Below are 26407 nucleotides of genomic sequence, written 5' to 3' on the forward strand. Positions count from 1 at the left end.
GGGGTGAGGGTCAGCGGTCCCGCCCGCCAGCCCGAATCCGCAAACGCGCGCGCGTTCGTCAGGTGCGCGGGGAATCGCCCCGTTTGGCCGGCGAATTCGCGAGCGTTCAGCGAATGCGCGCGCGTTTGCCGCGAAACCCCTGCCTCCAACCCCGGCCGCGATGGTTCGCCAGCAGCGGTCAGCGTGGCGTGAAGGTGCGCGCACCTGATTGCAGAGGAGCCAATCGAGTGAGTTGAGTGACGTGCTCCGGGGTCAGCTCGGCAAGTGAATTGACCTGCAGCAGTTGCATGGTGCGCACGATTTCTTCGCGCAGGATCTCGATCATGCGGTCGACGCCTGCACGACCTCCGGCCATCAGACCGTACAAGTACGCCCGGCCGACGAGCGTGAACGACGCTCCCATCGCGATGGAGGCGACGATATCGGCACCGTGCATGATGCCGGTGTCGACGGCGACCTCGAAATCGGAGCCGACTTCGCGCACGACCTGAGGCAGCAGATGGAAGGGGACAGGAGCGCGATCGAGTTGTCGGCCTCCGTGGTTCGACAGGATTATCCCGTCGACTCCCAGTTCGGCGAGACGGACCGAATCTGCCACCGACTGAACACCTTTGACGACCAGCTTGCCGGGCCAGATGGCGCGGATGACGTCGAGATCCTCGAACGAGATGGACGGATCCATCGCTGAGTTGAGCAGCTCTCCGACCGTGCCGCCAGTAGAGGACAGCGACGCGAACTCGAGTTTGGCCGTGGTGAGGAAGTCCCACCACCACCAGGGACGCGGGATGGCGTTGGCGATCGTCGACGCGGTCAATTGCGGCGGGATGGAGAATCCGTTGCGCTTGTCGCGCAGGCGTGACCCGGCTACCGGCGTGTCGACCGTGAACAGGAGTGTGTCGAAGCCTGCCTTCGCGGCGCGTTCGACCAAACCGAACGAGATGTCGCGGTCTCGCATGACGTAGAGCTGGAACCAGTTTCGACCGTTCGGATTGGTGGCCTTGACGTCCTCGATCGACGTGGTGCCCAGGGTCGAGAGGCAGAACGGAATGCCGGCAGCTCCGGCTGCGGCAGATCCGGCGTATTCACCCTCGGTCTGCATCAGGCGGGTGAATCCCGTCGGTGCGATACCGAACGGGAGCGCGGACGGTCCACCGAACACCGTCGTCGAGGTGTCGACGTGGGAGACGTCCCGCAGGATCGAGGGATGGAACTCGACGTCGCGGAAGGCCTGACGAGCCCGCGCTAGTGAGATCTCGGCGTCGGCGGCACCGTCGGTGTAGTCGAATGCCGCGCGCGGGGTACGGCGACGGGCGATGGTGCGGAGATCGTCGATGGTGAGTGCGGCGTTCAGGCGTCGTCGACGCAGGTTCAGATCGGGCTTCTTGAACGAGAGGACCTCGCGCAGGTCGGTGGCTTTGGGCATCTGCCGGGTGATGGGCATGTCATGGTCTCGATTCTGTGCAGTCTTGCGGTGAGTGAGGGCGACGACGGGTCAGGGGAGCATCCAGGCCAGTACCGAACTCTGGAGTCCGACCAAGAGGCAGATGGCAAGCAGCAGGCCGAGGCTCCACCAGATGACTTTTCGGAATATCTCGGACTCTCGGCCGACCAACCCCACCGCGGTCGCGGCGATGGCGAGATTCTGCGGGCTGATCATCTTTCCCACCACACCACCCGAGGTGTTGGCGGCAACCAGCAGGGTGGGGTCGATGCCGGCGTTGATCGCTGCAGTCTGCTGCAGCGTCGCGAACAAGGCGTTCGCGCTGGTGTCCGAACCGGTGACCGCGGTTCCCAGCCATCCGAGAATCGGGGAAAGGTAGGCGAAGAATGCGCCGGTGCCGGCAATCCAGGTACCGATGGTGATGGTCTGCCCCGACTGGTTCATCACGTAGGCGAGCGCCAGCACAGCGCCCACCGTGAGTGCGGAGAATCGGAGTTTGACCAGCGTGCTTCCGAACAGGCGGGCGGCGTCGGGAGCGCTGACGCGGTAGACGGCGGCCACGATGACACCGCAGATCAGGAGCAGTGTTCCCGGCGTCGACAGCCAGGTGAACTTGTAGATGGTGGTGGTGGCGGGGGAACCGGCGGCGGTGAGGATGTTGCCGTCGAGACCGGGCCACGGCACGGCGATGTCGGTAGAGGCGAGGAACCTGGTGACCGGCGACCACAGCTTGGCAACGGAGAACACCGCGATCACGAGAAGGTAGGGGAACAGTGCGAGCCACACTCGTTGCGTCGTCAGCGGCGCGGCCTCGATGGTGCGGGTGGCGACCGGTGCAGGCGTGATCGGGGCAGTGCCGGAACTCCCCGAATCGAGATCGGCATCTCGGGCCGAGAGGATGCGTTCGCGGGCCGCGTCGGATCCGGTCGGCTTCCAGAACCGCAGAACGACGACTGCTGCGGCGATGCCCGCCAGCGAGGCGATGATGTCGGTCAGCTCGACCGAGATCCAGGTTGCGCTGACCCACTGCGCGACGGCGAACACGACGCCGACGGCCAGGGCGACCGGCCATGTCTGGGCGACGCCGCGTCGACCATCGGTCAAGAACGCGATGAACAGCGGCACGAACAGGGCGATGAACGGGGTCTGGTGGCCCACGTACGCGCCGATCTCGTGGTAGTCGATACCCGTCAGGTTCCCAGCGGTCAGGATCGGAATGCCGATGGCACCGAAGGCAACCGGCGCGGTGTTGGCGAGCAATACGACGACGGCTGCGCGCATCGGAGCGAATCCGATGGCCAGCAGCATGACACCGGTGATGGCGACCGGAGCACCGAATCCGGCGAGAGCTTCGAGTAGCCCGCCGAAGCCGAACGCGATGATGATGGCCTGGATGCGCGGATCGTCGGAGATGGCGTCGATGATGCGGCGCAGGTCGTCGAAACGTCCACTCGTCACGGTCAGCTCGTACAGCCAGATCGCGCAGATGACGATCCACACGATCGGGAACAACCCGAAGGCGAAGCCCTGGGTGGCCGACAGCCCGGCCAGGTTCACCGGCATGTCGTAGGCCAGAACCGCCACTGCCAGCGCAACGACGAGCCCGGCCAGGCCGGCGAAGTGGGCTTTCCATCGAAGAACGCCCAGCGTGACGAAGACCGTCAGCAGGGGCAGGCAAGCCACCGCAGCGGACAATCCCATGCTGCCCGCGAGCGGTGCGAGATCGGGTGTGTACACAGGTACTCCATTCAAGACCTTGAAGGTATGTGAGGTCTGACCACATAGGGAATGGTATGGATCACACTCGACGGGGTCAAGAGGCTGAGGCCACAGACCTTCTTCTGGTTGGATGACCGATATGGCTGACGACGCTGGACGGGCGCAGAACGAACCGCTTTCGTGGAAGCCGGTCCGACGCGCCCGCGCGCACGAGCTGGTCATCGACGCGATCGAGGAGCGCATCATGGCGGGCGATCTCCGCGTCGGGGATCCGCTGCCGCCCGAGCGGGAGTTCGCAGCTCAGCTCGACGTGAGCCGGGCCGGGGTCCGTGAAGCGGTACGCGTCCTCGAGAGCAGTGGAATTCTACGGTCGTCACCGGGTTCGGGTCCCGGAGCCGGCACCTTCGTTGCGGCTCTGCCGCGGCCCGCGCTCACACGTCTCCTTCGCCTGCACGTGGCACTGGCCAACTTTCGGATCGACGACCTGATCAGCACGCGAGTAGCGCTCGAGCGGGCCAGCGTTCACCTCGCCGCCGTGGCCCCCGATCAGGACAAGCTCGCCCGGGCCAGGGATGCCGTGGAGATCATGGAAGCGCGGGGTGTCACCCGGGAGGTCTTCAACGACGCCGACACGAATTTTCACATCGCCTTGGCCGAGGCCTCGGGTAACGACTTCGTTGCGTCGCTCACCGCGGCAATCCGCGAATCGATGCGTGCGCCCATCCTTGCCGCGCTGTTGGGTATCGAGGATTGGGACTCGCTGGCCGATACCTTGAAAGCCGAACATCGGCAGATTTTGGCCGCCGTCGAAGCAGGCGATGCAGACCTCGCAATGAAGTCGGCCGAGGAACACATCCGGTCGTCCGCTGAGGCCCTGTCCATTCACAACAGGACGGACGCGTCGTGACACACCGGCTCTGAAACCGGCCCTAGCTACGCACTAGGGCGGCTATCGCGCCCAGCCACCGCAAACGCGCGCGCTTTTGTCAGGCGCACGCAGATCCGCCCCGGTCTGGCAGCAATTTTGCTCGCGTTCAGCGAATGCGCGCGCGTTTGCGGCCGAACTTGGGCGGCCACTCACCCCTCCCGAGTGATGGCCGCCAACACCGCGGTCAACACTCGAACGGCACCGTCTTTGTCCAATGGATCGTTACCGTTTCCGCATTTGGGGGATTGCACACAGGAAGGGCAGCCTGTTTGGCATTCGCACGAGACAATGGCGTCTTTGGTAGCCGCGAGCCAGTCGGCGATGGCCACGTGACCGCGGTCGGCGAAGCCTGCTCCGCCGTCGTATCCGTCGTAGACGAAGACCGTCGGCAGGCCGGTGTCGGGGTGCAGTGCCGTAGACACTCCACCGATGTCCCAGCGATCGCACGTCGCAACCAGGGGCAGCAATCCGATGGCTGCGTGTTCTGCTGCGTGCAGCGATCCGGGGAATCGTTCGTACGGAACTCCGCTGCGCTCCAACAACTCCGGAGTGATGGTGTACATGACGGCTCGGGTGTCGAGTGTCTTTGCGGGCATGTCGAGTTCGATGGAATCGAGTACCTCGCCGGAGAGGAGGCGTCGCAGATATCCGACGACCTGATGCGTCACGTTCACCTGAACCAGCGCGACGCGTACCTCGCCGTAGTCGACGGATTCGTGCACCGCGGTGATCGAGATGTCGGTGATCTCGCGCGCCGAGGTGTTCCACTCGGGTTGTTCGGAGTGCACCAGTGCGAGACCGGCATCGAGATCGAGTTCGTCGACGACGAACGACTCACCCTGGTGAATGTGCACCGCACCGGGGTGAGCGGTGGCGGGCGCTCGGCCGCCGTCGACGGTGCCGAGCATGCGGCCCGACTCACCGTCGACGATGGCCACCTGCACACCGGTGCCGCCGCGAATGTTCACTGCACCGTGCGGCGAGAGCTGCTGTCCTTCGGGGGTGATGAACCACCCGTGCGGACGCTTGCGTACGTAACCCTTCAGCTCGAGTTCCTCGAGTACCGATTCCGCACTCAACGACTCGGCCTCGGCCAACGTGATCGGCAGTTCGACTGCAGCGCAAAGCAATTGCGGAGCCAGAATGTAGGGATTGGTGGGGTCGGTGACGGTGGCCTCGACGGGCTTGTCCAACAGTGCCGCTGGGTGATGCACCAGATACGTGTCGAGGGGATCGTCACGCGCCACGAGTACCAGCAGTGAGCCCTCCCCGCGTCGTCCGGCTCGCCCTCCCTGCTGCCAGAACGACGCGACGGTGCCGGGGAAGCCGGCGACGATCACCGCGTCCAAACCGGCGATGTCCACGCCCAATTCGAGCGCATTGGTGGTGGCCACCCCGAGCAGGGTGCCGTCGGACAGATCGGATTCGAGTTTGCGCCGATCCTCCGCCAGATACCCTGCGCGATAGGCGGCGACGCGTCGTACCAATTGCGGATCGACGTCGGCGAGAATTCTCTGGGTACCCAGCGCGGTCACCTCGGCTCCGCGTCTGGACCGAACGAAAGCGAGCGTTCGGGCACCCTCCACCAAAAGGTCGGCCATGATGCGCGACGCCTCGGCACCGGCGGACTTCCTTACCGGAGCGCCGTTTTCGCCGGTGATCTCCTTGAGCAGCGGTGGTTCCCACAGTGCGACGGTGCGCGCCCCGTGCGGGGATCCGTCTTCGGTGATCTCCTCGCACGGCGCTCCGATGAGTCGACTGGCTGCCCTCCCCGGTTCGGACGTCGTCGCACTGGCCAGAACGAATACCGGCGATGCTCCGTACCGTGCGCACAGGCGTCGTAGTCGACGTAGCACCAATGCCACGTTGGATCCGAAAACGCCGCGGTAGTAGTGACATTCGTCCACCACCACGTAGCGGAGATTGCGGAGGAACCGCGACCATCGCTCGTGCGAGCCGAGGATGCCGAGATGCAGCATGTCGGGATTGGTGAAGATCCACCGCGCATTGGCGCGGGCCCACTGGCGAATCTCGATCGGCGTGTCACCGTCGTACGCGCTGGGGAACACTTCGGCGAGTTCGTCTGACAGCGAACGTAACTCGTCGGTGATCGAGATCGTGGTGCGTAGCTGATCGGCACCGAGGGCCTTGGTGGGAGCCAGGTACAGCGCGGTTGCGCGGGCGTCGGCGGAGAGAGTCGTCAGAATCGGCAGTTGATATGCCAGCGATTTGCCCGACGCGGTGCTGGTCGAGAGCACCACATGACTGCCCTCGGCCGCGAGTGTTGCCGCATGTGCTTGATGCGTCCACGGTTGTGCGATCCCACGAGAGGTGATCACCTGCACCACTTCCGGGCCCACCCACGACGGCCAGGAGGCGAACTGTGAGGCCCGTGCCGGCAGTTCGGCGACGTGGGTCAACGGGCTTTCGCTCGCGGGCGATCCCGCCAACACTCGATCCAGCAACCGCTGCCCGTAACTACCGGCATCCGCACCGCCGTGCGGATGTTGCTCGCTCACTGCCGGTCTCCATGCATTCGTTCGATCTACAAGTGCCGTCGGGCTCTTCGCGACCTGGGATCCCCATGCTAGCGCGGACCCTGCCGGGCCCCTTCGAGCCCTGGTGAGAGGGGCTGTTCACCCGTCCGGCGTTGTCCGTTTCGACAACTCGGACAAAATGTTCGAAAACGCTCGACTTTCGACTGTTGCGAACGCGGATCTCATGGTTCACTTGACCCGGTCGCAGCTTCTGTGTTCGTTCTACGCTCGCAGGATCTATCGTTGCGGGCGCGGTACTGGAAGAGCTCGTCCGTCAGGGGGAATCCTGAGGGGGATTCAGGAAAGTGCAGCGGTCGGAACCGGCCCGATGGACCGAAAGTGCGCTCCATCGAATCCGGTGTTAGAAAGAGAAGGAAAAGCATGGCTCAGGGAACTGTGAAGTGGTTCAACGCCGAAAAGGGCTTTGGATTCATCGCACCAGAAGACGGCTCCGCTGACGTCTTCGTCCACTACTCCGAGATCCAGGGCAGCGGCTTCCGCACCCTCGAGGAGAACCAGCGCGTCGAGTTCGAGGTCGGCCAGGGCACCAAGGGTCCTCAGGCAACGGGCGTTCGCGCAGTCTGATTCTCTTCTTTTCGGAGACGAGAACCGTCATCCCCCTTTTCGATCGGTCGTACAAGTCCGGTGGGAAAGGGGGATGTTTCGTTTGTGCGAACCACCGGGGAGCGCCGAAAGCCGTGAGCGTGGGCGTCGATGTCCTAATGTCCATGCTGTGAACCAGCTGTCCTTCTTCTCCGCCGAGTCGTTGCCGCCCGCGGTGACCGATCTCAGTGGGCTGCTGGCTGCCACCGGCCATGTCGTCACCTCCGCGGGTGCGGCCCGAATTTCCGTCGTGGTCGACGCGCAGTGGCGCGCGGATGCCATCGCCGAACTCATCGAGCAATGCGGTCTGACGCCGGAGCTCGGTCGATCGGAAGAGGACAGGCCACTGGTGCGTACCGCGTCGGTGCCCGAACTGTCCGCATTGGCGTCTCTGTGGACCAAGGGCGCTGTCAAGGCCGTCCCGCCCGGTTGGGTACCGGGTTCCCGCGAACTGCGCGCCTGGGTGCTCGCATCGGGTCGTCCCGAGGCCGAGGGGGAGCGGTACGTGCTCGGCCTGGATCCCCATGCGCCCGAAACGCACGCCGTTCTCGCTCAGTCGCTGATGCGCGCGGGTATTGCGCCGACGCTCATCGGCACTCGCGGATCCAATCCGGGCCTCCGAATCACCGGTCGACGTCGGCTGTTGCGCCTCACCGAGAACGTCGGCGAGCCTCCGCAGAACGTGGACGCACGTACCAATTGGCCCCACGCCGAGTAGAACGATCTGTGACTGATCTGCGAGTATTTGGCCGACGTATGTCAGTCTGTTAGTAGTGGGACAGGCAAATCTGCCTGTGAAAACGCACTAGGGAAGGTTCGGCAGCAAGGTGGCAGCACGTAACAACGGCACGGGGGACAGCTCCGCCGAGCCACGTCGTCTGGTCATCGTCGAGTCTCCGACCAAGGCAAAGAAGATCGCCCCGTACCTCGGGAGCAACTACGTCGTCGAGGCTTCCGTCGGCCACATTCGCGACCTTCCCCGCGGTGCCGCGGACGTTCCCGCCAAGTACAAGGGTGAACCCTGGGCGCGTCTCGGCGTGGACGTCGACCACGACTTCGAGGCCCTGTACGTCGTCTCACCCGAGAAGAAGGGCAAGGTCGCAGAGCTCAAGAGCCTGCTCAAGGACGCCGACGAGCTCTATCTCGCCACTGACCCCGACCGCGAGGGTGAGGCCATCGCCTGGCATCTCCTCGAGACCCTGAACCCCAAGATCCCCGTTCGACGCATGGTGTTCCACGAGATCACCAAGCCCGCCATCCTCGCCGCAGCGGCCGATACCCGCGACCTGGACCAAGACCTGGTCGACGCCCAGGAGACGCGTCGTATCCTCGACCGTCTCTACGGCTACGAGGTCAGCCCGGTGCTGTGGAAGAAGGTCATGCCGAAGCTCTCGGCAGGCCGAGTGCAGTCCGTCGCCACCCGCATCGTCGTCCAGCGCGAGCGCGAGCGGATGGCGTTCCGCAGTGCCGAGTACTGGGACATCTCCGCCACGCTCGACGCCGGAGCCGAGGCAACGCCGCGTAGTTTCGGTGCCCGTCTGGTCAATGTCGACGGCAATCGCGTCGCCGCCGGTCGCGACTTCGGGGCCGACGGCAAGCTCAAGTCCGATGCAGTGACCGTCCTCGACGAACCTCGTGCCCGACGCCTCGCCGAGGCCCTCGAAGGCGTCGACCTGACGGTCGCGTCCGCCGAGGACAAGCCGTACACGCGCAAGCCGTATCCGCCGTTCATGACGTCGACGCTGCAGCAGGAAGCCGCCCGCAAGTTGCGCTTCAGCTCCGAGCGCACCATGCGTGTCGCGCAGCGGCTGTACGAGAACGGCTACATCACCTACATGCGTACCGACTCGACGACGCTGTCCGCGTCGGCGATCTCCGCGGCACGCACGCAGGCGACCGAGCTCTACGGGCCGGAGTACGTCCATCCCTCGCCGCGTCAGTACACCCGCAAGGTCAAGAACGCGCAGGAGGCCCACGAGGCCATCCGCCCGTCCGGTGATGTCTTCCAGACGCCCGGTCAGTTGCACTCGGCTCTGCAGACCGACGAATTCCGGCTCTACGAGCTGATCTGGCAGCGCACGGTCGCGTCGCAGATGGCCGATGTTCGCGGCACCACGCTGACACTGCGTATCACCGGAACGGCCGGAACCGGCGAGGAGTGCACCTTCTCGGCGTCGGGTCGCACCATCACGTTCGCCGGCTTCCTCAAGGCCTACGTGGAGAGCGTCGACGATCAGGCGGGCGGACAGTCCGACGACGCCGAATCTCGTTTGCCTGCACTGGTTCAGGGCCAGGCCGTCACCGCAACCCAGCTCGATCCCGACGGTCACACCACCAACCCGCCCGCACGGTTCACCGAGGCGTCGCTCATCAAGACGCTCGAGGAACTGGGCATCGGTCGGCCGTCGACGTATTCGTCGATCATCAAGACCATTCTCGACCGCGGGTACGTCTACAAGCGTGGCAGTGCACTGGTGCCGTCGTGGGTGGCGTTCTCGGTGGTTGCGTTGCTGGAGGCGCACTTCGGGCGTCTGGTGGACTTCGACTTCACCGCAGGTATGGAGGACGACCTCGACGCCATCGCGGGAGGCCGTGAGCGACGCGGCAATTGGCTGCAGAGCTTCTACTTCGGCGGCGATACCGGTGCCGAGGGTTCGGTGGCCCGCTCCGGTGGTCTGAAGAAGATGGTGGGCCAGAATCTCGAAGAGATCGATGCGCGCACCATCAACTCCATCCGCTTGTTCGACGACTCCGAGGGTCGCGAAATCCATGTGCGCGTAGGCCGTTACGGTCCGTACCTCGAGCGCATGGTGCGCAACGACGATGATCCCGACGGCGATCCGATCAGCCAGCGCGCCAACCTGCCCGACGATCTTCCGCCGGACGAGCTGACGATCGACTTCGCCGAAAAGCTGTTCGCCACACCGCAAGAGGGCCGCAAGCTCGGTGTCGATCCGCTGACCGGTCACGACATCGTCGCCAAGGAAGGTCGTTTCGGGCCCTACGTCACCGAGATCCTGCCCGAGCCGGAGCCCGAACCGACGCCCCCCGAGCCCGACATCGTCCCGGTGCCGTCCGGCAACGACAGTGATGGCGGCGGCGGGGTCAAGACCGCGGTGAAGAAGGCCGCGGCCAAGAAAGCACCGGCCAAGAAGGCGGCTGCGAAGAAGGCGACCGGCCCCAAGCCGCGCACCGGCTCTCTGCTCAAGTCCATGGATCTGGCGACCATCACGCTCGAGGATGCGCTCAAGCTGCTGTCGCTGCCGCGCGTCGTCGGAGTCGATCCGGAGTCCAAGGAAGAGATACTCGCGCAGAACGGTCGCTACGGCCCGTACCTGAAGAAGGGCACCGACTCTCGCTCGCTCGCCGACGAGGATCAGATGTTCACCGTCACGCTGGAAGAGGCGCTCAAGATCTACGCCGAGCCCAAGCGTCGGGGTCGTCAGGGCGAAGCCAAGCCGCCGCTGCGCGAGATGGGCGTCGACCCGATCAGCGAGAAGCCGATGGTGATCAAGGACGGTCGCTTTGGGCCGTACGTCACCGACGGTGAGACCAACGCCAGCCTGCGCAAGGACGACGACGTGGAGTCGATCACCGACGATCGTGCGTCGGAGTTGTTGGCGGACAGGCGTGCTCGCGGACCGGTGAAGAAGAAGGCACCGGCCAAGAAGGCGGCTGCCAAGAAGGCTCCGGCCAAGAAGGCCGCCGCGAAGAAGGCTCCGGCCAAGAAAGCTGCTGCGAAGAAGACCGCTACCAAGACCACTGCCGCGAAGAAGGCTCCGGCCAAGAAGACCGACAGCGAATAGCTCGCGGGTTCGGGTTGTCGGCCCCAACCACTAGGGTTGCGTGCATGGCGGGTGTGTTCGATCGATTGGTCGGTCAGGAAGATGTCGAGGCCGATCTGACGGCCGCAGCGGTTGCTGCTCGCAGCGGCGTCGACTCCTCGGCGATGACGCATTCGTGGCTCTTCACCGGCCCACCCGGGTCCGGTCGTTCCATCGCCGCCCTGTGCTTCGCGGCGGCGTTGCAGTGCACCACCGAGGGCGTTCCGGGCTGTGGGCATTGCCAGGCCTGTTCGACGACGATGGCTGGAACTCACGGCGATGTGCGACGCGTCGTACCCGAGGGATTGAGCATCAGCACCAAGGAGATGCGAGACATCGTCTCCATCGCCTCGCGTCGACCCAGCACCGGGTTGTGGCAGGTCGTCGTGGTCGAGGACGCCGACCGACTCACCGAGGGTGCCGGAAACGTGTTGCTCAAGGTCGTCGAGGAGCCGCCGGCGCGGACGGTGTTCCTGCTGTGTGCTCCGTCGGTCGATCCGCAGGACATCTCGGTGACTCTGCGCTCGCGGTGCCGGCACGTCTCGCTGGTCACGCCCACGGTGCCGGCGATCGCCCAGGTGCTGCAGACCCGCGACAAGCTCGACGCCGAGACGGCGGAATGGGCCGCGTCGATCAGCGGCGGCCACGTGGGCCGGGCTCGTCGACTCGCCACCGACGAGGATGCGCGGGCGCGTCGCAAGCGTGCGCTGGCTCTGGCGTCGGCAGCGGCCCGCCCCAATCAGGCCTATCTCGCGGCCGAGGAGCTGGTGAAGGCCGCCGAGGACGAGGCCAAGGAAATGAGTGCCTCGCGCGACGAGGCCGAAACCGAGGAATTGCGGACGGCCCTGGGTGCGGGCGGCACCGGTAAGGGTGCAGCGGGCGCGCTGCGCGGTTCGGCCGGGGTGCTCAAGGATCTCGAGAAGCGGCAGAAGTCGCGTGCCACCAGAACCGGTCGCGATTCACTCGATCGCGCGCTGATGGATCTGGTGGGCCTGTATCGGGATGCGCTCGCTCGCTCGTACGGATCGACCGCGACGGCGACGCACCCCGACATGGCCGAGCAAGTCGAACGCATGGCAAAAGCCGTCCCACCCGAGGCGCTGCTGAAGAGTATCGAGGCTATCCTCGAATGCCGAGAGTCGTTGGCGGTCAACGCGAAACCGAAGTTCGCCATCTATGCCATGGTCGCGACGCTGGGCGACGTGCTGCGTTAATCCTGCGCCTTTTTACGCGCGCGCGAAGCCCGAAGATTGGCAACGTTGCCGCAGGTCTTCACGTCGTGCCAGACGCCACTGTTGTTGCGGGACCGGTCGTAGAAGGCCGATCCGCAGGCCTCGTTCCTGCATCGCTTGAGTCGACGCCACGTGTCCGCCTGTTGGGCGAGAAGCACTTCGGACCAGATCTGCGACGCGATCCAGTCGGTCCCGGTGCCGGTGGGCGAGAGTCTGACGGTGCCGTCGGTGTCCGGAACGAGCTCGACTCGGACAGCCGGCCGCGCAGCCATTTCGCCTGCAATGGCCGCTTCCACATCGGATCGCAGTATCCGTAGGGCGGCTGCGTCATCGTCCGAGAGCGCCGTCCCCCAGGTGGAGGACGCTGTTTCGCCGTCGGCGATGAGGTCGGGAAGGTCGTACGCGTCGATGGCTCGCGTGTTGAGCAGATCCTGAACCACCTGCAAGCCGTCGGGTGCCGGCGCGAGGCGGAAGCGCTCCGTCGGAGACAGTGACATAAGTGAACTGTATTTGACTATGTCGCGCCGGTCAACTACTAATGACAGAATCAAAAGCATTTGACCTCTGTCTAGAAGGGTGACGGCCATGGTGTCGATTCAAGGAGCAACAGTGTTGGTGACCGGCGGTCAGCGCGGTCTGGGCAAGGCGACGGTCGATGCGTTGCTCGAGCGTGGGGCCGCGAAGGTCTACGCGACGGCGAGGAACCCGCGCGAGGACTCCGATCCTCGGGTGGTGCCGGTTGCCCTGGATGTCGCCGACGCCGATTCTGTTGCAGCGCTTGGCGATATCGCCTCCGACGTGTCGATCGTCTTCAACAACGCCGGCGCTCCCGGAACGACACCGTTGCTGACGACCTCGATCGACGACGTTCGCGCGGTGTTCGAGACCAACGTCTTCGGCGCGCTGCGAATTGCGCAGGAGTTCGCCCCGATCCTGAAGGCCAACGGCGGCGGGGCCTTGGTCGACATCCACTCGGTGCTGTCGTGGCTCGGCGGCGCGGGTGCCTACGGCGCGTCGAAGGCGGCGATCTGGTCGGCCACCAACTCGCTGAGGCTCGAGCTCGCACCGCAGGGAACCCTCGTCGTCGGGGTGCATCTCGGATACACCGATACCGACATGATCGCCGATCTGGACGTCCCGAAGAACGACCCACGCGACGTGGTGCGCCAGGTGCTCGACGCCGTCGAGGCCGGCGAGACCGAAGTGCTCGCCGATGACGTGACCAGGCACGTCAAGTCGATCCTCAGCGGACCGGCGGAAGGACTCGGCCTCGCAGGCTGATCGCGCGAGGAGGCGATTTTCGTTTCGACGTGATGCTCCGTTAGACTCACCAACGCCGAAAGGCACGCCGCCTTAGCTCAGTCGGTAGAGCATTTCACTCGTAATGAAAAGGTCAAGAGTTCGATTCTCTTAGGCGGCTCCACCAGCAGGCCCCTGACATGCATCAGCGTGTTGGGGGCCTTTTTGGTTGTCACGTCGGATGCTCTGGATCGACCTCTTAGCCCCGTCGGTCCTGCAAGATCAGTTCATGCGAACCGACGAGGTGCATGGCACCGGTGGTGACCTGATGACCGCGATCGTCACCACCGGCACCGGTGGCTACGACAAGCTCGTCCTGTCCGAGGTGCCGAGGCCGGTGCCGGGTCCGGGTGAGGTGCTCGTTCGAGTGTTGGCGGCGGGGATGAACAACACCGAAATCAACACGCGTGTGGGTTGGTACCCCGACGGCGGGTGGAACGACACGACACCGTTTCCGCTCATTCAGGGCACGGATTGCTGTGGGCTCGTGTGTGTGGGCGTCGGGACCGACGAATCCATCGTCGGCCGCCGGGTCCTGGTTCGATCGTGCATGCGTGTCGACGGATTCTCGTCGGGCGAGACGCGCTGGTTGGGCTCGGACATGGACGGCGCGTTCGCCCAGTTCGTCGTCGTTCCGGCAAGCGAGGTCTTCGTGATCGATTGTGACTGGACCGACGCGGAGTTGGCCACGATTCCCTGTGCGTACGGCACGGCGGAGAACATGGTCGCTCGCGCGGGAGTACGTCGAGGCTCGACGGTGCTCATCACCGGCGCGTCGGGTGGAGTCGGTTCCGCCGCAGTACAACTCGCCGCGCGGCGCGGCGCGCGCGTCATCGGCGTCGCGAGCCATGCCAAGCACGATCAGCTCCGCGAACTCGGCGTCGACGAGGTCTACGGGCGCGACGCAGATCTGGCGGGCCTCCTCGGCAAGCGCAGCGTCGATGTGGTGATCGACAACGTCGCAGGCGCAGGGTTCGGTCTTCTGCTCGACCTTCTCGTTCGCGGTGGAACCTACGTGTCCTCGGGTGCGATCGCGGGACCTGTCGTCGAGTTGGATCTCCGAACGATGTATCTGAACGATCTGACGCTCCTCGGGTGCACGGCGTGGAGCGAGGACGTGTTTCCGAACGTCGTGTCGTACATCGAAGCCGGTGAAATTCGCCCCTTGTTGGCCGAATCGTTTCCGCTCAAGCAGATCGCGGCGGCGCAGCAGCGCTTTCTGGAGAAGGACCACGTAGGGAAGTTCGTCCTCGTTCCGCCCGTGGTCCGCGATCAGGCTTGACGCGCAGGCACACTGGATGGAGTGTTCGCCTCCCTCGCCCCGGCTCGCCGCCGCCTCGTGTTCGCTGTACTCGCTCTTGTCTTGGTCGGAGTCGTCGCGGCCGTGGCGGCCTTCGTCGCATCGCGCCCCACGAGCGACCCCGTTGCACGCGTCGACCAGTCCGTGCCCGGCCCGGTGCTGCTGGTCCCCGGATTCGGCGGATCAACCGATGCGTTGGATGTGCTTGCGGCGGAACTACGAGAGAACGGCCGCGACGCGACCGTCGTGGCCCTGCCCGACGGCGGCGTCGGCGACCTGACCGTGCAGGCGCAGACCCTGCGCGACGCCGTCGACGCAGCCCTGACTCGGACGGCGGCGACGTCGGTCGACGTCGTCGGGTATTCCGCGGGCGGGGTGGTGGCCCGGATCTGGGCCACCGATCTGGGCGGCGTCGAGCAGGCTCGACGCATCGTGACCCTCGGCTCCCCACATCACGGCACCCAGGTGGCCGCTCTGGCGTCCCAGGTCCTGCCCGACCAATGCCCGACGGCCTGTCAGCAGCTCGTCCCCGACAGTTCCGTGCTCACCGCCCTGAACTCCGGCGACGAGACACCGGAGGGGCCGCAGTGGGTGTCGGTGTGGACCGAACTGGACCAGGTGGTGACCCCGCCGTCCTCGGCCACCCTCGATGGAGCGATCGACATCCCCGTCCAGAGCGTGTGTGCGGACTCCACCGTCGACCACGGGAACCTGCCCCGCGATCCTCTCGTCGGCGCAATCGTGTCCGCCCAGTTGGACGGCGACTCCACCGTTCAGCTCGGCGCAGCTGATTGCAGCCGTCTCAGCTCGTGATGTCTTTGGTCGTGAAGTTCGCCCACGCGGCGCCCAGGAGCACAACGACGTAGACGCCCTGCAACCCGACGCCGCGCATCAGGTCCCGCGTCGGCACCGGGTCGCGGAACAGGTCGACGAAAGCCAACCAGTACCGCGTCGGCAGATACGGTGCGATGGCGTCGGCGGCGTCCAGCGTCAGCAGCAGCGAGCTGGCGATGAGGAACGCCAACGCGCCCAGCGTCGCGGCGAGCGGGGAGTCGGTCAGGGTCGAGAGGAACAGGCCCATGGCCGCCACTCCGAGCATCGACAGCGTCACGTAGAGCACGGCGATGACGGTGCGCACGGCGACCTGTTCATCGGTGAGCACCGTGCCGGACACGCTGGAGACGCCGGCCAACGACGTGGTGTCGAACAGCGTCGTACCGACGAAGTACGCGACAGCGGCAACGATGACCACGGCCAGCAGCACGAAGGCGGCCACCGAGATCAGCTTCGCCACCAGAAGCTTGGTCCGTCCCACCGGGCGGGCGAGCAGGTAGCGCAGGGTGCCGGCCTGAGCCTCCCCGGCTACGGCGTCGCCTGCGATGACCGAGACGGCGACGGGCAGGAACAGCGGAAGCACGATGGCGAGCGCGGCGAGCGGGAAGAGCTGACCGTTGGTGAGCACCGCGGACAGAAACGCGGGGCCTTCGCCGGGCCGCGGACCGACGTCGGTGAGGGCCAACAGACCCGCGACGACGGTGGGCAGCAGATTGAGCAGGAGAATGACGACCCACGTGCGGGGTCGGCTCAGCATTGCGCGCAGCTCGACGCCGATCATGCGGTCACCTCCATCTCGGTGGAGCGGACGGGACCGTCGACGCGGTCGGCGCCGGTGCCGGTGACGGCCAGAACGGACTGCTCCAGACTCATCTGCTGCGGGCTCAACTCGCTCACCCGGACCCCACCTTCGACGAGCAGTCGATTGAGCAGGGCCGAATCCGGGTGTTCGATCACGAGCTGCTGCCCTTCACGGTGGAGCACGGTGGCGTTCTGGACTCCGGAGAGCACGGTGACGGCCTCGGCCGGGTCCGGCGTGCTCACGAGTACTCGGCCGGTGGGCTGTTGGAACGCCGAGAGCTGATCCTGCAGAACGAGGCGACCCCGATCGAGCACTCCCACTCGGTCGCACAGTTGCTCCACCTCGGCCAGCAGGTGGCTCGAGAGGAACACCGTGGTGCCCTTCGCATGCAGCTCGAGGAGCAACTCGCGAATCTCCAGGATTCCCTGTGGGTCGAGACCGTTGGTCGGCTCGTCGAGGATCAGCAGCTCGGGGGTGCGCATGAGCGCCGCGGCCAAGCCGAGGCGCTGCCGCATGCCGAGCGAGTACTGCTTGACCGGTCTGCGTCCCACGCCGGCAAGGCCCACCTGCTCGAGGGCTTCGCCGACGCGGGCGTTTCTGGTGCGCCGGGACCCACCCGGCCCGGCCGCGTCGAGCAGCGTGAGATTTCGGCGTCCGGAGAGGTTGGGGTAGGCGGCTGGGTTCTCGATCAGCGCCCCCACCCGAGGCAGCACGCTCCTGCGTCGCCGTGGCATCTCCTCGCCGAGCACCTGCATCTGCCCGGAGGTCGCCAGGACCAGCCCGAGCAGCATCCGCACGGTCGTCGTCTTACCGGAGCCGTTCGCACCGACGAAGCCGTAGATGTCGCCGGCGCGCACGTCGAGGTCGACGCCGTCGACTGCCCGCACCGATCCGTAGCTCTTGGTCAGGCCGGTCGTGCGGATCATGTGGCTGCTCCTTCGAGCTGCTGGGCGGCGGTGGCCAGGGTTTGCGCGGTGACGGTGCCGGAGAGCAGGTAGCGACGCCGGTCAGCGGTGGGCTCGGTGATCAGGACGTTGAGCGGGCCGATCGTCAGAGCGACGCTGCTGCCGCTGACGACCGCGCCCGGCGCGGCCCGCAGCTGATCGAGGAGCCCGCGCGCGGCGCGACGCGGTAGCGGAGCGGCGATCAGCTCTGTCACGCCTCGGCCGTAGATTCCCACCGCACCCTGGACTCCGCGGTCCCTCAGATCGAGTCCCGACAGAGTCGAAGGGAGACGAGCAGAGTCGATCCCGTCGGCGAACGAGGCGATGTCGAGACCGTCCTGCTGCTGCACATCGGTACCCGGCGGCGGGACGAAACGGACGGTGTCGGCGTCGGGGGTCGCGGAGGAGAAGTCGAGGAACGCGGTGCTGACGATGGGGCGAGCGACCCCGTCGCCCAGCACGTCGACCTGTAGTGGAAGCCCGCTGTCGGGGTCGGCCCACACGTCGACCTCGGTGATCGTGCTCTGCGGTTCACTCGGGATCAGCCGCAGGCCGGGGGCGTCGCGGCCGGCAATCCGACGAGTCGGTAGTCGAGTGACCTCGTCGGCGGTCGCCTCGCTGAGCAACCGCTGCCCGAGCTCCGGGGGTAGCAGGTCGGCTTGGCGAGGCAGGCGCAGACTCGGCTCGGGGACGGGGGTCACCACGGCCGTGTTCTGTTCGTAGTCCCAGCTCCACAGCCGAGCCGGGCTCCGGTAGAGACCGCGCTCTCCGGCGAGGCGCACGGTGTCGACGCGCCAGCTGTCCGGGGCGCGATACCAAGCGCGCAAAGTCGTGGTGTCGCCCAGCAAGTCCGGAAGTCCGCCGAGACCGTCGGTGACCGGCAGGGTGACACCGCCGACCGCCTGGGCGTAGCCCGAATACGGGGTCGCGGTGGAGGACTGGACGCGGGAGAGCAGTTCGGCCGCATCGATGTCCGACGCGTCGACAGGCCAGCGCTCGATCACCGAGGGCGTGGCGACGAGCACGGCGATGCCGAGTACCACCGCCAGCCACCGCCACTTTTTGTGCACTCCATCGACCGTACGGACGTACCCGTTGTGCTGCAGGTGAGCGATACAAAGCCTGCCTCAGTGGACGAGTACGAACTTCGCGAGACCGTAACTCACACCGTTGATCTGGAGCTCGATCGAGTGCGGGCCTGGGTAGTACTTCCGTGTGGTCAACGTCTTGAACGAGTGTTGCCGCGCAACGTCGACGCTCTCGTCGGGGGCGATCGTTTTCGTCGTCAACTTGAACGTCTTCCCCGTCACCCCACCGTTGGCTTTGGTGTGGTGGACGATGTAGTCGATCGCGACCTTGGCCGGTTCGGTGCCGACGTTGCGGATCGAAGCATCGAAGCGCACGCTCTCACCGATCCGTAGCTCGGCGACATCGAGGGTGGGGCCTGTCACCTCCAAGTCGGCCGGAGCGAACCCCAGCAGGGCAAGCGCATCGGCATTTCCGTTCTTGATCACCGTCCGAAGCGCATGTCGCACGAGCCGGTCGGTGTGCGCGTCCGGGTCGTCGAGCCACCGGGCCGCGGTCCGGACGACCAAGTCCGGGACGTCCCGGCTGAAGTCGTTGAGGTGGTTGGCTACCGACCGCCGAACGTAGTCGCTGTCGTCCCGATAGAGCCTGTCCAGAATCGGTACCGTCACGCCCGGCCGCGCAAGAATCTCGGGAACCCGCACCGACCACGGCAGGTAGGGCCGGGTGCCTTCCGATGCCAGACGACGCACGTGCTCGTCCGAGGACTGCGTCCATTCGAGCGCTGTTCCGAGAGCCCGATCCAGATCGGCTCGTAGGAACGTGCGGATGGCGAACTCCGAGCTGAGTCGGCCGGTGAGTTCGGCCAGCAGCGACATTCCGTCGTCGAACGCGGCGGATGTCTGTTCGTCGACGGCCTTCATGGCCACGGCGCTCGTGACCGGCCAGATCGACCAGCCCTGAAAATCCGGATCCTCCGCAGCCTGTCTGATGGTGCGAGCGAACTCCGCGTAATCGCCGGGCAATCCCACGAGAAGGGCATCGCGCAGTAGATCGGCGCGCGCCCGAAGCGCGAGCGGTCCCAACTGATCGACCGATCCTGTCAGCAGCGACAGATCAGCACTCGGTGCGGCGTTGCGAATGGTCCGAAGCAGCGTGCGAGCCGCGTCCGGGCCGATGAGTTCGTCGGCAAAGGGCATGGAAGCTTCTTACCCGAGATCCATGAGCAGCGAAATTCTTGGAGCTGAATTGGAGGGGCCTTGCGTCGATGGTCGGGCTGTACAGTCCGACGCTATGTCCGGGGTATCGAGGTTTCGAGACAAGGCCTGGCCGTGGTCGGTGCTGTTCTGGTGCACGGTTCCATTCTCTTTGTACGCAGCACTGTTTGCGCTCACCGACGAGTGGTGGTGGACGGCTGTCGTGACTGCTGTGGCCGTCGTTGCCCTCGGTGCATGGGCAGTGCGCTATCCCGAAATATCGATGGGCCGGACACGGCAGATCTGGCGGTGGACGTCCGCCGTCGTACTCGCCGTCTGCGCTCTCGGCCTGTTCGTCATTGCAGGCAGAGAAGTGTTGGGAGATAAAAGCAGTCGCGTTGGTGACTCTTCCGATCCACGGAGGGTCGCGTGCGGGTCGGTGTTGGACCCGAGGCCGAACGACATGCTCACCGCAGACTTTCCGGAGGACTTTCCCGTCGAGGCGCGTGAGCAACTGGGGCCGATATCGACGGACAGCTTGGCGAGGCGGTGTTCCGATCGACTCGACACATCGTCGAATTTCGGAATCGCGACCGCCTTGGGTGCGGCGCAGCTTGCCGTGCGCGCGATGGTGCATCTCAGGCGGCGGAAGTATCAGGATCTGAGCTGCGGCTATCGGGAAGGTTTGACCATCCCCGAGCGTTGACCGGAGGTAATGGACAACGTTCTCTCTGCCCCTACTCGAATCTGGACGCCCTCTCGCGTCCTGGTCACCCGGTCTGCGTCCGAGCTTCCCCATACCGCGGAGATCATCCGTCGATGCGAAGCAGCCGGAGTGACCGAGATCGATGTGTTGCCGGGGGACCGTCTGATCGGCCTGCGCGGTGAGTCCGAGCGGGAGACCTATGCGCGTGCCAAGACGACGATGGCGGTGGTGGTGGCACCGCCGAGTGTGCTGAAACCACAACCGATTCCGCCGAGTGCGGATTGGCGTATCGATCTGGCGAAGGGGTGCCCGGCGCACTGTCAGTACTGCTATCTGGCGGGCTCGTTGTCCGGGCCGCCGATCACCAGGGTGTTCGCCAACATCGACGACGTCCTGGCCGGTATCGGCACCCATGCCGGCCGCGGCACCATCACCTCGGGAACCGAGGAGCGTGGACACGAGGGCACCACGTTCGAACTCTCCTGCTACACCGACCCTTTGGGAATCGAGCACGTGACGGGATCGCTCGCCGAGGCCGTGCGCAGGGTGGGCGCAGGAACCTACGGCGACGACGTGTCGCTGCGCTTCACCACCAAGTTCGACGACGTCACCGAGTTGGTGACGCTCGGTCACGGTCGACGAACCCGAGTTCGACTGTCGGTCAACGCCGATGACATCGCCCATCGATTCGAGGGTGGAACCGCGAGGATGCCTGCTCGGATCGAGGCGCTGAGACAGTTGGCTCTCGCTGGGTATCGAGTGGGACTGACCATCGCTCCGATCATGCCGATTCCGCAGTGGCGCGAACAATACGGCCGATTGCTCTCGAACGTCGCCGACGCGGTGCGCGGCATCCCTGATCTCGACCTGACCGCCGAGATCATCACTCATCGATTCACGCCGTCCAGCAAGGACGTGCTGTTGAGTTGGTACCCGGGGACGAAGCTCGAGATGGACGAAAGTGCCCGCACGGCAAAGAGAAACAAGTTCGGCGGTGTGAAGTACGTCTACCCCAAGGACACTATGACCGAGATGCGTACGTGGTTCGTCGAAGAACTCGACTCCGTGCTCCCCGACGCGCAGCTTCTCTATTGGACGTGAAGAAGCGCGGCCTCCACCGGCGTGCGGTGGAGGCCGGGCTACGAAAGAGAAAGTCTTACTTCATCTTTCCGAACGTGGCGTCGATGTCTGCCATCTCCATCTCGGCGGTCTGCTGAATCAGCTCCATGAGGTCGGTGTCCAGTCCGGGCGCGAACTCCTCCAGCCGTTCCGGTGAGATTTCCATCGGAGCGCCGGCGGGAGCCTGCTCGCTCGCATCGAGATTCGTGCCGTCCTTCGAAGGGGACATGCCCTGGAAGATGCGGCCGGCCTCGGATGCGCCGGTCAGGTCGAAGCTGTACTGCTTGCTCTGCAAACCGAGTTCGACCAACTTCTGGACCTCGGGGAACTTTTCGGCGTTGGTCTTGGGGATCGGTAGTGTCTTCTTCCAGTCGACACCCAGAGTCTCCAGTGCCTTCGCGTAGCCGTTCTCGTGAGCCTGGTCGCGCACGATCAGGTACGAAATGGTCGAGCGCGCAGCCTTGTTGGCGGTCATCTCGTACATGCGGCACTTCTGCAGGCGGCCGGTCGACTCGAGCATGAGGTTGTACATCAGGTCGAGGACCAGGTTGCCGGAGTTGTAGACGTAGCTACCGCTCCACGGGTTGCCGACGGAGTCGACAGGCAGTGCGCCCTGTGCGCCGACGAGGTAGTGGTGGATATTGCCCTGCGACAGAGCAAGATCGAGCGGAGTTGCTCCGCCGGCGCCAGGCGTGTCGAGAGGATCGCTCACCTTGCCCTGGTACTCCGGCGAGCCGTCGAGCAGACGCGAGATGGTGGTGCCGATCAACTCGACGTGGCTGATCTCCTCGGTGCCGATGCCCTGGATGAGGTCGCGATACGGCTTGGCTGCGGCACCGCGAAAGTTCATGGCCTGAAACAGGTACTGCATCATCGTGCGCATCTCGCCGAACTGTCCTCCGAGGCCCTCCTGGAGGGCGTTCGCGGCGGCGGGATCGGGCTCGTCGGTGGCGATATCGTGAATGAGTGATTGAACGTGCAGGTACATAAGAACCTCCGAATCGCGACCAGCAGAGTTGCTGCGCTCAACCAGTGGGTGCCCTGCATGTCTGCACTCGAACCCTGGGCCCCCCTCTGCATGCCCGTCGACCAGGCGATCTATTCCCTGCCGAGTGCCCGGTGATTAATCGGGCTCGTAGAGGTCAGTACCCACGATCCCATCGGACTTCAGGAGTGACATGGCAATTCTGACGTACAACATGCACGTTTCTCTCGACGGCTTCATCGAGAATTCGGCAGGCAATCTCGACTTCTCCATGCCCGACGAGGAGTCTCATCGATTCTCGAACCGGCAGACGGAGGCCACTGCTGCTTTTCTCTTCGGGCGTCGACTGTACGAGGCCATGGAGGATTACTGGACGGACCCGCTTCGAGCGGAGGGCGACGACGTCGAGGCGGAGTTCGCGCGACTGTATGTGGACACCCCGCGGATCGTCTTCTCCGACACTCTCGATTCGGTGGCCGACGGGTGCCGATTGGTGCGCAGTGCCGATGCTGTCGCCGAGGTCCAGCGTCTGAAACGGGAGACCGAGGGGACGTTGGCCGTGGGCGGTGCCGCATTGGCAGAGTCGTTGGTCGACGAGATCGATCAGTTCGAGGTCATCCTCCTGCCGACCATTCTGGGCGGTGGCAAACCGTATTTTCCGGCCGGTCATCGCCTCGACCTGACACTTGCGGAGCAGAAGGTATTCGCCGCGTCGGGGTGGCTGTATTTGCGTTACAGCGTGTCTCGCTGACATCTCGCAGGTACGGGGCCGGGTTGGGATAACCTCGCGGCACGACACCGGCGGGTGGTTCGTCCGCTTTCGTCGGTCCCGGCCCACACCCAGCAGTTCAAGACCCCGCGGAGGTCATCGATGCCGCACTCCCATTTCGACGCGGATCCGAACGCGACCGACAGTGAGTCCGACGCATGAGCGGTTGGCTCTGGGTCGTGATCCTGAACGTGATCACTGCGTCGGCGTACCTCGGGATCGTGCTGTTCATCGTTCGGGGGCTGCGTCGTACCGCCCAGCTTCGGAAGAACCGACTGGCACTCGCAACCGCCGCCATCTTCACCACCTGCGCGGCTCACCACGTGTTGCATGCGGTTCACCTGCTCGCAGGGGCCGGGCACGGCGAACACACCGGCGGGGGAACGATCGCGATCATGCGAGAGTCCATGGGCGGCGGTCTCGATGTCGTCGTGACCTTGTCGACCGCGTTGGCAGGTGTCCTGTATCTGGGAATGCGCCGCTCCTACGGGCCACTGCTTCGTTCGCCGGCGATGTTCGACGATGCCAGTGAGGCTCGGTACCGGCAGCTCGCCGCGAACCTGCCCCACACGACGGTGTTCATCGTCGACCGTGATCTTCGATTCGTCCTGGTCGAGGGTGCCGATCTGGTCGCCGAGGGCTACGACCCGCGCCGCATGGAAGGGAAGTTGCTCGAGGACACGGTGCCACCGGCGGTCTTGGCTCACATCGAGCCGTACTACCGGGCAGCTGTCGCGGGCGAGGAATCCTCGTTCGATTCCGTCAGCGCCGGGACCGGAAGAGTCTTCCAGGTCCGAGCCCGGCCGCTGCGCGACGAGGCCGATGCCATCGTCGGTGCCATGGTGCTGTCGGAGGACGTGACGGCCGAGCGTGAGGCGCGGGCGGAGCTGGATCGGGCGCGAGCATTTCGCGACGCCGTATTGACCGCGTCGCCGGATATCGCGACGGTCGTCGATGTCGACACAGGGCGTGTGAACTGGGCATCGCGTAGCCTCTGTGCGTTGCTCGGTAGCCCGACCACCGACGGTGCTGCGCGTCGAAACGATGCAGATGCACCGCCCGACGGTGCCGAGGATTCGTTGGACTTCGCAGTGGTCCCGGAGGACCTCCCCATTGTCGCGGCGGCCGACCAGGACGCTGCATCGTTGGCAGACGGGGAAACCCTCACGACCCAGTACCGAGTGCGTGGCCTCAGCGGTGAGACCAGGTGGCTGTCGCGTCGAACCACGCCCTTCCGCCGGGGGCCGTCAGGGGAAGTGCTGCAGGTGCTTTCGGTGCTTCGCGAGGTGACCGACGTCGTCGAGGCCGAGCGTGCTCTCGAACGTGCGGCGCTGCAGGATCCGTTGACGGGACTACCCAATCGGATGCTGCTGTTGGACCGGATCGGATCTGCGATCGATCGGGGCGCGCGCATCGGCACCGCCGCGGTGGTGCTGTTCTGCGACCTGGACGGTTTCAAGAGCGTGAACGACAGCGGCGGGCATGCGGCGGGCGACGCGGTGTTGGTCGAGGTGGCGCGGCGTCTGCGCGCGGTACTGCGAACCGACGACTTCATCGCCCGAGTGGGCGGTGACGAATTCGTCCTGGTCCTCGACGCCCAGATGGAAGACCCGGCCTCGGACGCGGACGGTCTCGCCGGCAGCGTGTCCGCGAGGATCAGGGCCGCGCTGTCCTCGGCCATCGAGTTCGAGGGACAGCAGTACGAGGTGTCGGCGAGCATCGGAATGGTTCTGGCTCGCAGGGGTGCCACTGCGCAGGACGTGCTTCGGGACGCGGATTCCGCGATGTACCGGGCCAAGCAGCGGGGCAAGGATCGAGTCGAATTGTTCGACGATTCGCAGGAAGTTGTCGCTTCTGTCGAATAGGCGATCGCGCGCATCGCACAATGAACGCATGACTTCAGCAGACCCCGGCAATTGGTGGACACTGCCCTCTCATCGACTGTGGCTCGACACCGAGTCGTCTCGCCTTCTCGATTTCGGAACCACACTCGACCACCCCGCCGGTGGCGCGGTGTGGTTGGACGATCGCGGCAACCCCGACCTCGACCATCCGGCGCATACGTACATCACGGCTCGAATGGCACATGTGCACTTTCTCGCGTCCGTGCGGGGCCGACCGGGTTCCCGGAGGAAAGCCGATCGCGTCTTCGATGGACTGTCGACGACGTTGCGGGACAGCAAGAACGGCGGTTGGTTCGAGTCCAGTGCCGACGCGAACTCGCCCGACGCTGTCAAGAACGCGTACACGCATGCTTTCGTTGTGCTCGCCGCGTCGGCTGCCACCGCTGTGGGGCACCCACGCGGCAGGGGGCTTCTCGACGAGGCACTCGATATCGTCGACTCTCGGTTCTGGGACGAACGGTACGGAATGTGTTCGGACACATGGACTGTCGACTGGTCCGAGCTCGATCCGTATCGCGGTATCAACGCCAACATGCACATGGTCGAGGCGCTGCTGGCCGCTGCCGACGCCGGTGCGCCCGAGGTCTGGCGCGAACGCGCACTGCGCATCTGCGACAACGTATGTCGATGGTCCGCGGCCAACGAGTGGCGCATCCCGGAGCACTTCACGGCAGAGTGGATCCCGCAGCTCGAGTACAACCGCGACGACGTAGCGAACCAGTTCAAGCCCTACGGAGCCACTGTCGGCCACGGATTCGAGTGGGCGCGACTCCTCGTGCAGGCAAGTCTCGTTGCGGGCGGGCGAGACTACGTCGACGCGGCCGAGTCCCTCTACGACCGCGCTACCGTCGATGGCTGGCAACCCGGGCCCACCCCCGGGTTCGTCTACACGACCGACTGGGCAGGGCAGCCGGTTGTCACGGGTCGACTGCACTGGGTGTTGTGCGAGGCGATCGGAGCAGCCGCGACTCTCGGACGCGTTACGGGAGAAGAACGGTACGGCAACGACTATCGAACGTGGTGGGACGTTGCGGCCGACTACTTCGTCGACCGCGTCGACGGCTCCTGGCATCACGAACTCGACTCCCACAACGTTCCAGCGGCAACGGTGTGGAGCGGAAAACCCGATCTCTACCACGCCGTCCAAGCGACGTGGATCAGCCGATATGCGCCGAGCTCGAGTATGTTGGCGGCGCTGATCACCGGCTGAAGTCGGTGAGCGCTACGGCTGAAAAACCT

Annotated in this window: 22 protein-coding genes, 1 tRNA gene and 1 pseudogene; 15 read left to right on the forward strand and 9 right to left on the reverse strand. The window is 65.3% G+C overall.

Annotation, left to right across the window (positions count from 1 at the left end; translation table 11 throughout):
• Positions 1 to 178: 178 nt before the first annotated feature.
• Together CH251_RS05000 and CH251_RS05005 are read right to left on the reverse strand one after the other, a co-directional pair.
• A complete protein-coding gene (locus CH251_RS05000) occupies positions 179 to 1441 on the reverse strand; it encodes an alpha-hydroxy acid oxidase (protein WP_094612095.1) in 1263 nt (420 codons plus the stop codon).
• A 51-nt stretch (positions 1442 to 1492) separates the two neighbouring features.
• Positions 1493 to 3142 (reverse strand): L-lactate permease, encoded by a 1650-nt coding sequence (locus CH251_RS05005; protein WP_218828269.1) that lies wholly within the window; start codon positions 3140 to 3142, stop codon positions 1493 to 1495.
• Between the two features lie 157 nt (positions 3143 to 3299).
• Here CH251_RS05005 and CH251_RS05010 point away from each other — a divergent pair, with 157 nt between their 5' ends.
• The gene (locus CH251_RS05010; protein WP_179273613.1) at positions 3300 to 4067 is read left to right on the forward strand and encodes a FadR/GntR family transcriptional regulator; all 768 of its coding nucleotides are present in this window, start codon (positions 3300 to 3302) and stop codon (positions 4065 to 4067) included.
• A gap of 170 nt (positions 4068 to 4237) precedes the next feature.
• Here the strand turns inward: CH251_RS05010 and CH251_RS05015 are convergent, their stop codons facing one another.
• Entirely contained in the window at positions 4238 to 6607 is a 2370-nt protein-coding gene (locus CH251_RS05015) for a DEAD/DEAH box helicase (protein ID WP_094612098.1), read from the reverse strand.
• 399 nt (positions 6608 to 7006) lie between these two features.
• Here CH251_RS05015 and CH251_RS05020 point away from each other — a divergent pair, with 399 nt between their 5' ends.
• The 5 genes and pseudogenes from CH251_RS05020 to CH251_RS05035 all read left to right on the forward strand — a co-directional run bounded on the left by CH251_RS05020 (position 7007) and on the right by CH251_RS05035 (position 12266).
• Positions 7007 to 7210: a cold-shock protein gene (locus CH251_RS05020; RefSeq protein ID WP_005248460.1), complete on the forward strand. Its 204-nt coding sequence runs from the start codon at positions 7007 to 7009 to the stop codon at positions 7208 to 7210.
• Between the two features lie 148 nt (positions 7211 to 7358).
• Positions 7359 to 7946 (forward strand): hypothetical protein, encoded by a 588-nt coding sequence (locus tag CH251_RS05025; protein ID WP_094612099.1) that lies wholly within the window; start codon positions 7359 to 7361, stop codon positions 7944 to 7946.
• Between the two features lie 109 nt (positions 7947 to 8055).
• Positions 8056 to 11034: a type I DNA topoisomerase gene (gene topA / locus CH251_RS05030; RefSeq protein ID WP_094612100.1), complete on the forward strand. Its 2979-nt coding sequence runs from the start codon at positions 8056 to 8058 to the stop codon at positions 11032 to 11034.
• A gap of 60 nt (positions 11035 to 11094) precedes the next feature.
• Positions 11095 to 11133, forward strand: a pseudogene (locus CH251_RS28215) (hypothetical protein).
• Positions 11130 to 12266, forward strand: a complete 1137-nt coding sequence (locus CH251_RS05035; protein WP_373454917.1) for a DNA polymerase III subunit delta' — start codon at positions 11130 to 11132, stop codon at positions 12264 to 12266. The pseudogene CH251_RS28215 and the gene CH251_RS05035 overlap by 4 nt, the downstream one beginning before the upstream one ends.
• Here CH251_RS05035 and CH251_RS05040 read toward each other — a convergent pair.
• Positions 12263 to 12781 carry a CGNR zinc finger domain-containing protein gene (locus tag CH251_RS05040; protein WP_094612102.1) on the reverse strand — a complete coding sequence of 173 codons (519 nt, stop codon included), beginning with the start codon at positions 12779 to 12781 and terminating at the stop codon, positions 12263 to 12265. The two genes, CH251_RS05035 and CH251_RS05040, sit on opposite strands and share 4 nt — an antisense overlap.
• Before the next feature lie 88 nt (positions 12782 to 12869).
• Here CH251_RS05040 and CH251_RS05045 point away from each other — a divergent pair, with 88 nt between their 5' ends.
• The 4 genes from CH251_RS05045 to CH251_RS05060 all read left to right on the forward strand — a co-directional run bounded on the left by CH251_RS05045 (position 12870) and on the right by CH251_RS05060 (position 15696).
• Entirely contained in the window at positions 12870 to 13565 is a 696-nt protein-coding gene (locus CH251_RS05045) for an SDR family oxidoreductase (RefSeq protein ID WP_094612103.1), read from the forward strand.
• 66 nt (positions 13566 to 13631) lie between these two features.
• Positions 13632 to 13707: transfer RNA gene (locus CH251_RS05050), tRNA-Thr, on the forward strand.
• Positions 13708 to 13812: 105 nt separating this feature from the next.
• Positions 13813 to 14865 (forward strand): zinc-binding dehydrogenase, encoded by a 1053-nt coding sequence (locus CH251_RS05055; RefSeq protein ID WP_218828267.1) that lies wholly within the window; start codon positions 13813 to 13815, stop codon positions 14863 to 14865.
• A 21-nt stretch (positions 14866 to 14886) separates the two neighbouring features.
• The gene (locus CH251_RS05060; RefSeq protein ID WP_094612104.1) at positions 14887 to 15696 is read left to right on the forward strand and encodes a lipase; all 810 of its coding nucleotides are present in this window, start codon (positions 14887 to 14889) and stop codon (positions 15694 to 15696) included.
• On the opposite strand, the gene CH251_RS05065 is transcribed toward CH251_RS05060, so the two are convergent.
• Genes CH251_RS05065 through CH251_RS05080 form a run of 4 tightly spaced genes read right to left on the reverse strand, consistent with a single transcriptional unit; the run spans position 15686 to position 19688 of the window.
• Positions 15686 to 16498 (reverse strand): ABC transporter permease, encoded by an 813-nt coding sequence (locus CH251_RS05065; protein ID WP_094612105.1) that lies wholly within the window; start codon positions 16496 to 16498, stop codon positions 15686 to 15688. The two genes, CH251_RS05060 and CH251_RS05065, sit on opposite strands and share 11 nt — an antisense overlap.
• Positions 16495 to 17445: an ABC transporter ATP-binding protein gene (locus tag CH251_RS05070; RefSeq protein ID WP_094612106.1), complete on the reverse strand. Its 951-nt coding sequence runs from the start codon at positions 17443 to 17445 to the stop codon at positions 16495 to 16497. The genes CH251_RS05065 and CH251_RS05070 overlap by 4 nt, the downstream gene beginning before the upstream one ends.
• Positions 17442 to 18533 (reverse strand): transcriptional regulator, encoded by a 1092-nt coding sequence (locus tag CH251_RS05075; RefSeq protein WP_143537912.1) that lies wholly within the window; start codon positions 18531 to 18533, stop codon positions 17442 to 17444. The genes CH251_RS05070 and CH251_RS05075 overlap by 4 nt, the downstream gene beginning before the upstream one ends.
• A 57-nt stretch (positions 18534 to 18590) precedes the next feature.
• A complete protein-coding gene (locus CH251_RS05080; protein WP_094612108.1) occupies positions 18591 to 19688 on the reverse strand; it encodes a DNA alkylation repair protein in 1098 nt (365 codons plus the stop codon).
• 94 nt (positions 19689 to 19782) lie between these two features.
• On the opposite strand from CH251_RS05080, the gene CH251_RS05085 reads away from it, so the two are divergent.
• Entirely contained in the window at positions 19783 to 20391 is a 609-nt protein-coding gene (locus CH251_RS05085) for a hypothetical protein (protein WP_094612109.1), read from the forward strand.
• 9 nt (positions 20392 to 20400) lie between these two features.
• Positions 20401 to 21492 carry a spore photoproduct lyase family protein gene (locus CH251_RS05090; protein WP_094612110.1) on the forward strand — a complete coding sequence of 364 codons (1092 nt, stop codon included), beginning with the start codon at positions 20401 to 20403 and terminating at the stop codon, positions 21490 to 21492.
• A 55-nt stretch (positions 21493 to 21547) separates the two neighbouring features.
• On the opposite strand, the gene CH251_RS05095 is transcribed toward CH251_RS05090, so the two are convergent.
• Positions 21548 to 22498, reverse strand: a complete 951-nt coding sequence (locus CH251_RS05095; RefSeq protein WP_094612111.1) for a manganese catalase family protein — start codon at positions 22496 to 22498, stop codon at positions 21548 to 21550.
• A 190-nt stretch (positions 22499 to 22688) separates the two neighbouring features.
• Here CH251_RS05095 and CH251_RS05100 point away from each other — a divergent pair, with 190 nt between their 5' ends.
• The 3 genes from CH251_RS05100 to CH251_RS05110 all read left to right on the forward strand — a co-directional run bounded on the left by CH251_RS05100 (position 22689) and on the right by CH251_RS05110 (position 26378).
• The gene (locus tag CH251_RS05100) at positions 22689 to 23246 is read left to right on the forward strand and encodes a dihydrofolate reductase family protein (protein WP_094612112.1); all 558 of its coding nucleotides are present in this window, start codon (positions 22689 to 22691) and stop codon (positions 23244 to 23246) included.
• A gap of 176 nt (positions 23247 to 23422) precedes the next feature.
• The gene (locus tag CH251_RS05105) at positions 23423 to 25129 is read left to right on the forward strand and encodes a diguanylate cyclase domain-containing protein (RefSeq protein WP_094612113.1); all 1707 of its coding nucleotides are present in this window, start codon (positions 23423 to 23425) and stop codon (positions 25127 to 25129) included.
• A 28-nt stretch (positions 25130 to 25157) separates the two neighbouring features.
• On the forward strand, positions 25158 to 26378 hold the full coding sequence (locus tag CH251_RS05110; protein WP_094612114.1) for an AGE family epimerase/isomerase: 1221 nt from the start codon (positions 25158 to 25160) through the stop codon (positions 26376 to 26378).
• Positions 26379 to 26407 lie beyond the last annotated feature (29 nt).

The sequence above is a fragment of the Rhodococcus sp. 06-462-5 genome, from assembly GCF_002258315.1.
Classification (GTDB): domain Bacteria; phylum Actinomycetota; class Actinomycetes; order Mycobacteriales; family Mycobacteriaceae; genus Rhodococcoides.